The sequence below is a fragment of the Pseudomonas reinekei genome (genome assembly GCF_001945365.1).
Classification (GTDB): domain Bacteria; phylum Pseudomonadota; class Gammaproteobacteria; order Pseudomonadales; family Pseudomonadaceae; genus Aquipseudomonas; species Aquipseudomonas reinekei.
This window is the reverse complement of the sequence record NZ_MSTQ01000031.1, coordinates 25,327-37,419: the sequence shown is the minus strand read 5'-3', so window position 1 is coordinate 37,419 and position 12,093 is coordinate 25,327. Positions and strand designations below refer to the sequence as shown.

General features: G+C 57.4%; 11 protein-coding genes. 2 read left to right on the top strand and 9 right to left on the bottom strand.

Annotated features, from left to right (window positions below; genetic code table 11):
* Positions 1-134 precede the first annotated feature (134 nt).
* The 6 genes from msrQ to BVK86_RS28275 all read right to left on the bottom strand — a co-directional run bounded on the left by msrQ (position 135) and on the right by BVK86_RS28275 (position 6,115).
* Positions 135-755 (bottom strand): protein-methionine-sulfoxide reductase heme-binding subunit MsrQ, encoded by a 621-nt coding sequence (msrQ, locus tag BVK86_RS28300; RefSeq protein ID WP_075949523.1) that lies wholly within the window; start codon positions 753-755, stop codon positions 135-137.
* Positions 755-1,768 (bottom strand): protein-methionine-sulfoxide reductase catalytic subunit MsrP, encoded by a 1,014-nt coding sequence (gene msrP / locus BVK86_RS28295; RefSeq protein ID WP_075949522.1) that lies wholly within the window; start codon positions 1,766-1,768, stop codon positions 755-757. Before msrP ends, msrQ begins: the two co-directional genes overlap by 1 nt.
* 63 nt (positions 1,769-1,831) lie before the next feature.
* The gene (pssA, locus tag BVK86_RS28290; protein ID WP_075949521.1) at positions 1,832-2,689 is read right to left on the bottom strand and encodes a CDP-diacylglycerol--serine O-phosphatidyltransferase; all 858 of its coding nucleotides are present in this window, start codon (positions 2,687-2,689) and stop codon (positions 1,832-1,834) included.
* Positions 2,690-2,834: 145 nt separating this feature from the next.
* Positions 2,835-3,851 (bottom strand): ketol-acid reductoisomerase, encoded by a 1,017-nt coding sequence (gene ilvC, locus BVK86_RS28285; protein WP_003228216.1) that lies wholly within the window; start codon positions 3,849-3,851, stop codon positions 2,835-2,837.
* A gap of 45 nt (positions 3,852-3,896) precedes the next feature.
* Positions 3,897-4,388, bottom strand: coding sequence for an acetolactate synthase small subunit (gene ilvN, locus BVK86_RS28280; protein ID WP_003176102.1), 492 nt, complete (start codon positions 4,386-4,388; stop codon positions 3,897-3,899).
* A 2-nt stretch (positions 4,389-4,390) separates the two neighbouring features.
* Positions 4,391-6,115 carry an acetolactate synthase 3 large subunit gene (locus BVK86_RS28275; RefSeq protein ID WP_075949524.1) on the bottom strand — a complete coding sequence of 575 codons (1,725 nt, stop codon included), beginning with the start codon at positions 6,113-6,115 and terminating at the stop codon, positions 4,391-4,393.
* A 400-nt stretch (positions 6,116-6,515) separates the two neighbouring features.
* On the opposite strand from BVK86_RS28275, the gene BVK86_RS28270 reads away from it, so the two are divergent.
* Positions 6,516-6,938: a DUF4124 domain-containing protein gene (locus tag BVK86_RS28270; protein WP_075949520.1), complete on the top strand. Its 423-nt coding sequence runs from the start codon at positions 6,516-6,518 to the stop codon at positions 6,936-6,938.
* A gap of 29 nt (positions 6,939-6,967) precedes the next feature.
* On the opposite strand, the gene BVK86_RS28265 is transcribed toward BVK86_RS28270, so the two are convergent.
* Genes BVK86_RS28265 through mrcB form a run of 3 tightly spaced genes read right to left on the bottom strand, consistent with a single transcriptional unit; the run spans position 6,968 to position 10,372 of the window.
* On the bottom strand, positions 6,968-7,303 hold the full coding sequence (locus BVK86_RS28265; RefSeq protein WP_075949519.1) for a YqcC family protein: 336 nt from the start codon (positions 7,301-7,303) through the stop codon (positions 6,968-6,970).
* On the bottom strand, positions 7,303-8,037 hold the full coding sequence (locus BVK86_RS28260) for a tetratricopeptide repeat protein (RefSeq protein WP_075949518.1): 735 nt from the start codon (positions 8,035-8,037) through the stop codon (positions 7,303-7,305). The genes BVK86_RS28265 and BVK86_RS28260 overlap by 1 nt, the downstream gene beginning before the upstream one ends.
* 16 nt (positions 8,038-8,053) lie before the next feature.
* The gene (mrcB, locus tag BVK86_RS28255) at positions 8,054-10,372 is read right to left on the bottom strand and encodes a penicillin-binding protein 1B (protein WP_075949517.1); all 2,319 of its coding nucleotides are present in this window, start codon (positions 10,370-10,372) and stop codon (positions 8,054-8,056) included.
* Positions 10,373-10,487: 115 nt separating this feature from the next.
* Between mrcB and BVK86_RS28250 the strand changes: the two genes are divergently transcribed.
* A complete protein-coding gene (locus tag BVK86_RS28250) occupies positions 10,488-12,044 on the top strand; it encodes a bifunctional aminoglycoside phosphotransferase/ATP-binding protein (protein WP_075949516.1) in 1,557 nt (518 codons plus the stop codon).
* Positions 12,045-12,093 lie beyond the last annotated feature (49 nt).

The window sequence follows — 12,093 nt, the reverse complement described above, 5'->3', positions numbered from 1 at the left end:
TTCTGGCTTCGATGACCTGAAGCTACTTGCTGCCGAAAACTGCGTAACTCGTTGTTTACCAAGGAGTTTTCCGTTTCGACTGCGCCGGAAGTGGGGCGAATTATAGACATCTGAAATCTGCCGTCAACCACTATTTACGCCTTTTTGGCAGAAGAGGCCTTTTTAGCTGTTAAACGCGGGATTCGGCGCGCTAACGGCGGTAGCCGCAGCACCAGGAGCAGCGCCCCTATAGAGGCGTAGATCGCCCACTCCTTCAGATCGGCGCGCACGATCCACAGCATATGCAGCAATCCAAGTCCGAGAATCAAATACACCAGACGATGCAGCTTCTTCCACCGTGCTCCCAACCGTCTTTGACTGTATCGGTTGGACGTCAATGCCAATGCCAACAAACCGAGAAAACCCAACACCCCCACAATGATGTAAGGACGCTTGCGCAATTCGACGCCCAGCTGCGACCAGTCAAACCCAAGGATGAATGCCAGATAGGCGCTCAAGTGCAGCACGACATAAGCAAAACACCATAACCCCAATTGCCTCCGGACAGCGATCCACCCCGCCCAACCCGTGAGCTTGTGCATCGGTGTCATGCTCAATGTAATGAGCAAGAGGACAAGTGTCCCCAACCCCAATCGATCCACCAGCACCTTGCCTGGATCCGGCCCCAACACATCCCCCCAGGCCTGATACAACCACAGCAAGGGCCACACCATCGCCGCAACAAAAACGCCAATACGCCAAAGCGGATATCGCATCAGTAGTTCTTCCGCAAATCGAGGCCCGTATATAGAGAGGCAACTTCATCCGCATAGCCATTGAACATTTGCGTATCACGCACGTTCGGCTTGAACAGGCCACTCGGCAAACGCCGTTCACGCGCCTGCGTCCAGCGTGGATGGTCAACCGTAGGGTTCACGTTCGCGTAGAAGCCATACTCATCCGAGGCAATACTCTGCCAGGTGGTCTTGGGCTGCTCGCTCACCAGGCTGATCCGCACAATGGACTTGATGCTTTTAAAGCCATACTTCCATGGCACTACCAAACGCAGCGGCGCCCCGTTCTGGTTCGGCAGTTCGCGCCCGTACATCCCCACCGCCAGAATCGCCAAAGGATTCATCGCTTCATCCAATCGAAGCCCTTCTATATAGGGCCAGTCAATCAGAGCAAACCCGGAGCGCTGCCCCGGCATGCTCTTGGGGTCCTGCAGGGTTTCAAAGCGAATGTATTTGGCTTTCGACGTTGGCTCCACCTGACTGAGCAAAGCTGAAACAGGGAAACCGATCCATGGAATAACCATCGACCACGCCTCTACGCAGCGAAGCCGATAGATGCGCTCCTCCAGCTGATAAGGCTTCATGAAATCTTCAAGCGCATATCGCCCCGGCTTGCCCACCTCCCCGTCCACGACCACTGTCCATGGTTCGGTCTTCAGCGCACCGGCATTGGCAGCCGGGTCGCCCTTGTCGGTACCGAACTCATAGAAGTTGTTGTAGTGGGTTGCATCCTTGAAGGGGGTGATTGCCTCGTCTTTGACGTTGACTGCACCCCACTTGGTCGACGGAAGCTTTTCATTGAACCAGGCAGGCGGCTTGCCAGGCTGGACGTCAGGATAACGCGCCGCCTCATCAGCCACAGCCCATTGAGGCAGGGCGCCCACAGCCAATCCGGCAGCGGCAGCGCCCAATACAGTGCGTCGAGAAAGATAAAAGGACTCTGGCGTGACGTCCGACTCATGGCAGTCAGACGCTTTTGGGACTTTGATCAGCATGGCTACTCCGCAGCATTGGAGAACAGATACACCAACAGACTGCGGAGTATGAGGGAAATTACATCACTCGACGCTTTTGCGCCGACGAAGATGCAATAAGTACTGCACCGGGCCAGAGGCAGCATAGGCGAGGAACACCAGCAGCAGTATGCGCGGAGGATCACTGAACACGACGGCGAACACCAGCACGACTGCGAGGATAGCCACAAAAGGTACCCGCCCTTTCAGGTCCAGCTCCTTGAAGCTGTTGTACTTGATGTTGCTGACCATCAGCATGCCTGCCGCCGCGACCATCAACGCCACCAGGAAAGACATCTTGGAGCCCTGAATCCCGTAGTCGCTGAACGCCCAGACAATCCCTGCTACAACACCAGCGGCAGCCGGGCTGGCCAGACCGATGAAGTAGCGCTTATCGGCGGTACCGACCTGGGTGTTGAAACGCGCCAGACGCAACGCAGCGCCCGCTACATAAATGAAGGCGACCATCCAGCCAACCTTGCCCATGTCGCCCAGTGCCCAGCCGAATGCCAGCAGTGCCGGCGCCACGCCGAAAGCGACCATATCCGACAGCGAGTCGTACTCGGCACCGAAAGCGCTCTGGGTGTTGGTCATGCGAGCCACACGGCCATCGAGGCCGTCGAGCACCATGGCGACAAAGATCGCGATGGCAGCAAAAGCAAAGTACTTGCTTGCGCTGATTGAGTCGCCGGCGCTCAAGGCGGCCTGCGCACTCATCGAGTTGATGATGGAATAGAAACCTGCGAACAGGTTCGCAGTGGTGAACAGATTCGGCAGAAGATAGATACCACGATGCCGGACTTTACGGCCTTCAGCGTCGTGCCCTTCTTCGACATGTTCATCGATGGGCAGCAGGCTTTCGGCGTCAGAGGCCTGGTTTGGCTCTTCGGGACGTTCGCTCATGGACAATACCTTGCAACGGGGTGGAAAGTTTCGACAGGTGTCTGCGACGACGGTTCGCATCGCAAACGATGCAGCTTTATACCAGAACCGGCGATCCAAACGAAAAAACGCGGCCTAAGCCGCGTTTTTCGTACAAGCGTCAGACTTAGTTTTTGGCTTTGTCGACGATCTTGTTGGCACCGATCCACGGCATCATGGAGCGCAGTTGCTCGCCGATGATTTCGATACCATGAGCGGCGTTGTTACGACGCTTAGCGGTCATCGAAGGATAGCCGGTAGCGCCTTCGCTGATGAACATCTTGGCGTATTCGCCGTCCTGAATACGTTTCAGGGCGTTGCGCATGGCCTGACGGGATTCGGCGTTGATAACTTCCGGGCCGGTCACGTACTCGCCGTATTCGGCATTGTTGGAGATCGAGTAGTTCATGTTGGCGATACCGCCTTCGTACATGAGGTCAACGATCAGTTTCAGTTCGTGCAGGCATTCGAAGTAGGCCATTTCCGGCGCGTAGCCAGCTTCAACCAGAGTTTCGAAACCGGCTTTAACCAGTTCAACGGTACCGCCGCACAGAACGGCTTGCTCGCCGAACAGGTCGGTTTCAGTCTCGTCCTTGAAGGTGGTTTCGATGATGCCGGTACGACCGCCACCAACGCCTGCAGCGTAGGACAGAGCAACGTTTTTGGCGTTGCCCGAAGCGTCCTGGTAAATCGCGATCAGGTCAGGGATACCGCCGCCCTTCACGAACTCGGAACGTACGGTGTGGCCTGGAGCCTTCGGCGCGATCATGATCACGTCGAGGTCAGCGCGTGGCACTACCTGGTTGTAGTGGATCGCAAAACCGTGGGAGAAGGCCAGGGTAGCGCCCTTCTTGATGTTCGGTTCGATTTCGTTCTTGTACAACGAAGACTGGAATTCGTCCGGAGTCAGGATCATGACCAGGTCGGCAGCTGCAACGGCAGAAGCAACGTCAGTTACTTTCAGGCCGTGGGCTTCAGCCTTGGCAACGGTAGCCGAACCTTTACGCAGGCCAACGGTAACGTCAACGCCGGAGTCTTTCAGGTTGCACGCTTGAGCGTGGCCTTGGGAACCGTAACCGATGATGGCTACTTTCTTGCCCTGGATGATCGACAGGTCGCAGTCTTTATCGTAGAAAACTTTCATGAATTTCCCCTATATCAGGCCGTTCAGGCCATTCGCTAATTTGGTTTAGATGCTGAGTACTTTGTCGCCGCGGGCAATACCGGTCACGCCACTGCGGACGGTCTCCAGGATCGAGGCGGTGCCAATGGACTGAATGAAACTATCGAGTTTGTCGCTGGTACCGGTCAATTGAACCGTATACACGCTGGCACTGACATCGACGATCTGTCCACGATAAATATCGGTGGTGCGTTTGATCTCGGCGCGCTGGGCACCGGTAGCCTTGACCTTGACCAGCATCAGTTCGCGCTCGATGTGAGCACTTTCCGACAAGTCGACCAGTTTGACGACTTCGATCAGTTTGTTGAGGTTCTTGGTGATCTGCTCAATGACCTCATCGTGACCGACAGTGGTCAACGTCAGACGCGACAGGGTCGGGTCTTCGGTTGGCGCCACGGTCAGGCTTTCGATGTTGTAGTTGCGCTGCGAGAACAGGCCAACCACACGAGACAGAGCGCCCGGTTCGTTTTCCAGAAGCAAGGAAATAATGTGCCGCATGATTAGGTACGCTCCGTCTTGCTCAGCCACATATCGCGCATGGAGCCGTCTTTGATCTGCATCGGATAGACGTGCTCGCTGGTGTCGACCGAAATATCGATGACCACCAGGCGATCTTTCATGGCAAACGCTTCTTCCATCTTCGACTTCAAGTCTTTCGAATCGGTGATGCGCACGCCAACGTGACCATAAGCCTCTGCCAGCTTGACGAAATCAGGCAGTGATTCCATGTAGGAATGAGAGTGGCGGCTGCCGTAGCTCATGTCCTGCCACTGACGAACCATGCCCAGCACACCGTTGTTCAGGATGACGATTTTTACCGGCAAACCGTATTGCAGGCAGGTCGACAGTTCCTGAATGTTCATCTGGATGCTGCCCTCGCCCGTTACGCAGGCGACGTCATCATCCGGAAAGCTCAACTTGATACCCATGGCCGCCGGAAAACCGAAGCCCATGGTGCCCAGGCCGCCGGAGTTGATCCAGCGGTTCGGCTTGTTGAACGTGTAGTACTGCGCAGCGAACATCTGATGTTGACCCACGTCGGACGCGACAAAGGCATCGCCCTTGGTCACTTCGCACAGGGTTTCGATCACGGTCTGCGGCTTGATCACGCTGCCGTCGCCCTTGTCATAGGGGAACAGGCCGCGATCACCGCGCCACTCGTCAATCTGCTTCCACCAACTGGCAACGGACTCCTTGTTCGGGGTCTCGCCGATTTCCTTGAGGATCGCAACCATTTCGGTCAGGACGCTCTCGACCGGACCAACGATTGGCACGTCGGCCTTGATGGTCTTGGAAATCGAAGCCGGGTCGATGTCGATGTGAATGATCTTGGCATTCGGGCAGAACTTCGACGCGCCGTTGATCACGCGATCGTCGAAACGAGCGCCGACCGCCAGGATCACATCAGCGTGGTGCATAGCCAGGTTGGCGGTGTAGCTGCCGTGCATGCCGAGCATGCCGATGAACTGACGGTCGGTGCCAGGGAAACCGCCCAGGCCCATCAGGGTATTGGTCACGGGCAGGTTAAGCATTTTCGCCAGTTCGGTCAGCGGCGCGGAGCCACCACCGAGAATCACGCCGCCGCCCGAGTACATCACAGGACGTTTGGCCGCCAGGAGCATTTCAGCCGCCTTGCGGATTTGCCCGGAGTGACCGCGAACGGCCGGGCTGTAGGAGCGCAACTTGGCTTTTTTCGGGAAGACGTATTCGAACTTCTCGGCCGGGTTGGTCATGTCTTTCGGGATATCGACAACGACTGGCCCCGGACGACCGGATTGCGCCAGGTAGAATGCCTTTTTCATGACGTCCGGGATTTCCGACGCGTGTTTGATCATGAAGCTGTGCTTCACGATCGGCCGGGAGATACCGATCATGTCGGTTTCCTGGAAGGCGTCGGTACCGACCATGGTGCTCGGCACCTGGCCGGAAATCACGACCATCGGAATGGAGTCCATGTAGGCCGTGGCGATACCGGTGATGGCGTTTGTGGCGCCAGGACCGGAAGTCACCAGTACCACACCGGCTTTACCGGTGGCACGGGCGTAGCCGTCAGCCATATGGGTAGCCGCTTGTTCGTGACGAACCAGGATGTGGGTCACTTCCGGTTCTTTGAACAGGGCATCGTAGACATGAAGAAGAGCACCACCCGGGTACCCGTAGATATATTTGACGCCTTCGTCACGCAAAAAGCGGACGAGCATCTCACCGCCAGATAAAAGCTCCACGTTGCTCACCTCTAAAACGCCAGAATACCGCCCACGAAAAATGGGACGGGTCTTAATAGGTTTACTTCTCTGCAGAGCATGAGCGACGGTGGTCGCCGACTACGTCAGCACTGACTGAGCAAGTATTGGGATCGTCCCAAGTGTTGCGGGCTTCTCCCACCCAGCGCGAGGTAACGCGTTGCGGGTGTAACAGGTCGGCGCGGATGTGCGCCTCATGATCTGCTGAGAGGGTCTGCTTCTGGCAGTCCCTGTACAGCGGACTTTGGATTCTTCTGTTTCGCCCTTCGCAAGTCAAGCCGTCTATGTGCTTTATTCTAGTAACCGCATGAGAACGCAAGAAAAAACCTATAAATCCCATGTGTGTTAGCTTCAATTGCGCAACTTTTGACTAGGAATTGGCATGCGTACGCACTTCTACATCGCTGGCCTGTTGGTGGCCATCAGCCCGCTGTCCATGGCCGCGCAGGTTTACAAATGGGTCGACGCCCAGGGCGTTACCCATTTCGATGCGCAACCGCCCCAAGGCCAGCCAGCCACGACCATCGTTACGCCGGCGTCATCCGCGGGTAAACTGCCCGCTCCCACTCCCAAAGGTGCCATTGGCGATCAACAGGCCATCGACAAGAGCGTCAAAAAGCAGATCGCCCGGCAGCAGGCCGAATTGAAAGTGTTTTGTGAACAGGCGCGAACGAACCTGGCGCAGTTGCAGAACAACCCGCGTATCAGGGAGGAAGTGGAAGGAGAGCTGCGCCGCCTGGACGACGCACAGCGGCAGGAGCGCATTGGCGAAACGCAGAAGCAGATCGCGCAGAACTGCGAATAACCCCTGCAATCCCCTACAAAGAACTGAAGTTAGCGGGAAGCGGTAATTAGCAGGTCGAATTCTTTGAGCAATACCTGCAACTGCCGATCCTTGCCCTGGACATTGCGGCCAGCGAAAACCATTTCGGCCATTTCCTGAATTCCGGATGCATTGGGCAACGGCAGATCCTGCTCCAGGATCGCTTTCATGCGGGGCAGGAAAATCCATTGCAGCCACTGCTCAAAATCCAGCGTATCAACCGAAAAGGGTTCAACGCTGGAGAGCGCTTCAGCGGATGGCGGGACGTCGTCCCACCAGCCCTGCACCCGCAACTCACGCTCGATCAGCAGCAACTGATCGGCGATTTTAAGAAAGCGTGCATCCATTACGAAGTAACCTTGGCTTTCTGACGGGCCAGCGCCGCACCAGCGGAATCACCCTGCTTCTCACGCGCCTGGGCGATCAATTCCCACAGGCTGGCCTGAAGCGCCGGACGACCATTGGCGAACGTCAGACCACGACGGGCAAACTGCTCGGCCTGTGGCGCATCACCTTGAGCCATGCGCACTTGCGCCAACCGATAAAGCACTTGTGGCTCACGCGGGGCAACTCGCTGGGCGCGTTCCAGGCTTGACGACGCACCGTTCAGGTCACCGCCGGCCTGTTGCTGCTGAGCGGTGGTCAACAGCGCAAGGACTGGACCATCCAGTTGCTCGTCAGCGGACAGGCCGCCAGAGCTGGCCGAAGGAATACCGCTCGGCGTTGAAGGCATGCTGTAGCTGCCTTGGTTGATCGGTGCGGACTGAACCGGCGAGGTATCAATCGGCCCCGGTGTAATCGGGCCAGGCGTAATCGGCGTGGTGCTGATCGGTGTCGACGTTGTTGCACCGCCACCCGGCACCATCACAACGACGCCGGTATCGCCCTGTGGAATTTCCTGAGGCTGAGATTGCACAGGACGTTTTACCGTCGTCTGACGGTAACCACCGTTCGCTGAAACGCGCTCACTGTTGGAAACAGCCGTTCCGGAATCCACAACCGGAATCGAACCACGCTGTACGGAGGAACAACCGCTGAGCACAGCTACGGCGGCAACCGCTGGAATCAACCACTTGTTCACTTGAAACCCTCTTTGCTTAATTCATCCAGCCTTTGACCCAATCCATCACCGACTCTGCAGGGTTTTCACCACCACATGCGGCGCCTGGAGGCGGTTCGCTGCCGCGAATATACGGCATCTGCACGGCACCCGGGCAACCGGCATCGGAACCTTGCCCGGTTCGCGAATCGACCCAGGCCTGAACGATATTGTCCGGCTGCGGCATGTCCAGGGGAAGTGGGTCTGCCTTGCGCATGAAGCTGGTCCAGACCTGCAATGCGCCGGTTGCACCGGTGAATGGCGTCTTGCCGTTGTCATCGCGCCCCAACCAGACCACCGCCAGCAAGTCCTGACTGAAACCGGCGAACCAGCTATCTCGGGAGTCGTTACTGGTCCCCGTCTTGCCCGCAAGCGTCAAGGTTTTTGGTAACACGCTGTAAACCGAACTGCCGGTACCTTCACGCATGACCCGCTGCATGGCGCTCTGGATCAGGTAAATTGATGCCGGGTCGAAACGCTGCTGAATCTGGAACGGGTAACGCTTGAGCGGTTCGCCCTCCGCCGTCAGCACGCTGCGAATCCCGCGCATTGGCGTGTTAAAGCCGCCGTTGGCGAGCGTCTGGTACATGGTCGCGACTTCAATCGGCGTCATGCCGCCCGCGCCCAACAACATCGACGGGAAGGCCGGAAATTCGCGACTCACACCCAGGCGACCCAGAGTCTTGAGTACATTCGGCACACCCACTGCCAGACCGAGACGCGCCGTCGACAGGTTGTAGGAGTGCGCGAGGCCCTGATAAAGGAAGACCGTACCGTGGGAACGGCGATCGTAGTTTTGCGGCTTCCAGACCTGGCCGTCCGCACCTTTGACCGAGAACGACTCGTCCGACAGCCAACTGGTCAATGTGTACTGGCTCGGCTTCTCCAGCGCCGTCAGATAAACCGCCGGCTTGATCAGCGAGCCGATTGGCCGCACAGCATCCAGCGCGCGATTGAAGCCGGCAAAACTGGCCTGGCGACTGCCAATCATGGCCTGAACCTCACCGGTTTCCGGATTGGTCACGACCATGGCCGCTTCCACGTCATCGGAGCCCTTGCGCCCGGAAAGGCGCTTGAAGGTGTCATTGACCGACGCTTCGGCCTTCATCTGCAGGATCGGGTCAAAACTGGTGAAAATTCGCAGGCCTTCTTCGGTCAAGTCTTCGTCGCGATAGTCTTCACGCAATTGACGCTTGACCAGGTCGAGGAAGCCAGGGAAAGAGCTGTCCGCCAATTTGCCTCGCGTTGTCACGCCCAGCGGCATTTTCTTCGCGGCAGCGACCTGCTCGGCGGTGGCGACACCTTGTTGCTCAAGCACATCGAGCACCAGATTGCGTCGTTCGAGCGCCCGCTCAGGATTGCGACGCGGGTTGTAATAAGAAGGCCCCTTGACCATGCCCACCAACATCGCGACTTGGTGCAGCTTCAGCTCGGACAATGGCTGCCCGAAGAAAAACTGGCTGGCCAGACCGAAGCCATGCACCGCCCTCTGGCCATCCTGACCGACGAACACTTCATTGAGGTAAGCCTCAAGAATCTCTCGCTTGTCGTAATGCAACTCAAGCAACATCGCCATCATGGCTTCAGTGAGTTTACGGCTCAGGCTGCGTTCGCTGGTCAGGTAGAAATTCTTGACCAATTGTTGCGTGAGCGTACTGCCGCCCTGGGTCATCTTTCCGCCAGAGGTGTTGACGTAGACCGCTCGCGCAATTGATTTGGGCGACACACCCCAGTGGCTATAGAAATCCCGATCTTCCACGGCGACCAGCGTTTCCAGCAGATACGGCGGGACCTGATCGATTTTGATCAGAATGCGGTCTTCGAGGTTCTTCGGATAAATCCCGCCGATCAACAGCGGTTCCAGGCGCACCACGGATAGCTTCGAACCGTTCGTCGCCGAGAGTTCGGCGACATAGTCGCCAGAGAAACGCACCCGCACCGGCTGTGCCTGTTCCATACCTTCGTAGAACTGGAAACCACGGGTATTCAAGTCGACAGTATTGCCGTTGACCGCCGCTGCACCGGGGCCATTGCTCACACTTTCACGGCGATAGCCCAAGGCATCGAGCTCGGTGAGGAAGTCGTCCCGGCTCAGCTTTTGTCCGACGAACAGTTCAAGCGGACGCGCGTAAACCTTGGCCGGAATCGTCCAGCGCTTGCCGGAGAACTTCTCCTGCACGATGGCATCGAGATAAACGGCGAATCCGGCCAGCACTACAAGGCCGACCAGACTGAGTTTAAGGGCCCAGCCCAGCCAAGGCCGCAAGCCTCGGGAAGGTGGTTTTTTTGGGGTGCGGGGGGTTCGGGTACGAGTCATGGCGGCGGATTATACGCACTTTATTCATACTCAACAGGAGCCCTCCGAGTTTGCGTTAGGCTGGCTAGACGCCATAATGACGGCCTGAATTTTTCCAGACTCTGAAGGATCGCCCGTGAGCCAGTCCCTGATCGCCGCTCTGCAAAACCCGGCCCTCTACCCGCATGCCGTAAACGGGTTCCAGCTCATCGAGACCCACATTTCCTGGGTGCTGCTGACTGGCGACTTTGCTTATAAAGTGAAGAAGCCGATGAATTTTGGTTTCCTCGACTTCACGACGCTGGAAGCGCGCAAGCATTTCTGTGGCGAAGAACTGCGCCTGAATCAGCGCCTGACCGATGATCTTTATCTGGAAGTGTTGCCGGTGACTGGCAGTGTCGAAGCGCCTCAACTGGGCGGTGACGGCCCGGCCATCGAATACGTCCTGAAAATGCGCCAGTTCCCACAGAGCGGATTGCTCAGCACCCTGCAAGCGAACGGCGAACTGACTACCGCACACGTCGACGAGTTGGCGGCGCAAATCGCCCGCTTCCACCTCAACGCACCGAAGGTCCCGGCCGAGCATGAAGCCGGCACCCCGGATAGCGTGATGGCCCCCGTGCGCCAGAACTTCGAACAGATCTTGCCATTCCTCAGCGACAAGGCTGACCTGCAGCAACTCGACGCCTTGCAAGCATGGGCCGAGAGCAGCTTCGAACGCCTCAAGCCACTGCTGGCCCAACGCAAGGTCGACGGCTTCATCCGCGAATGCCACGGCGACATTCATTTGGGTAATGCCACGGTGATCGACCGCAAGGTGGTGATTTTCGACTGCATCGAGTTCAACGAACCGTTCCGCTTTACCGACGTCTACGCCGACAGCGCGTTCCTGGCGATGGACCTGGAAGACCGCGGCCTGAAATGCCTGGCACGACGTTTCATCAGCCAATACCTGGAGCTGACCGGCGATTATCAGGGTCTGGAACTGCTGAACTTCTATAAAGCCTACCGTGCACTGGTGCGTGCCAAGGTCGCACTGTTCAGCATGCCCGCCGATGCCACGCCGGTGCAGCGCGCCACCAGCCTGCGCCAGTACCGCAACTATGCGAACCTGGCGGAAAGCTACAGCACCATCCCTTCACGCTTCATGGCCATCACCCATGGCGTTTCCGCGGTAGGCAAAAGCCATGTAGCCATGCGTCTGGTGGAAGCATTGGGCGCCATTCGCCTGCGCTCCGATGTGGAACGCAAACGCCTGTTCGGTGAGCAGACTGTGTCGAACAACGTTCAGTCCGGTATTTACAGTAGCGAAGCCAGTACCGCCACTTACCAGCGCCTGCATGAAATTGCCGAGGTGATTTTGCACGCCGGTTTCCCGGTGGTGATCGATGCGACATACCTCAAGCGCGATCAGCGCGACAGCGCAGCGAAAGTTGCCGAAGCGACTGGCGCACCGTTCCTGATTCTGGATTGCAACGCCCCGCAAGCAGTCATCGAGAGCTGGCTGCAGCAGCGTCAGGCTGAAAAAACCGATCCGTCCGACGCGACACTGGCAGTCATTGAAGCCCAGCAAGCCAGTCGTGAAGCCTTGACGCCAGCAGAGATCCTCTGCAGCAAACGCGTCCAGACCAATGAAAGCGGGACCCTCGACACCGTAGTGGAGCAAATCCGCCAACGCCTGCCTGGGCTGTAAAAAAGTATTTTAGCTGTGAAGCCTTCTCCGGCTTCACGGCTGTCAAATA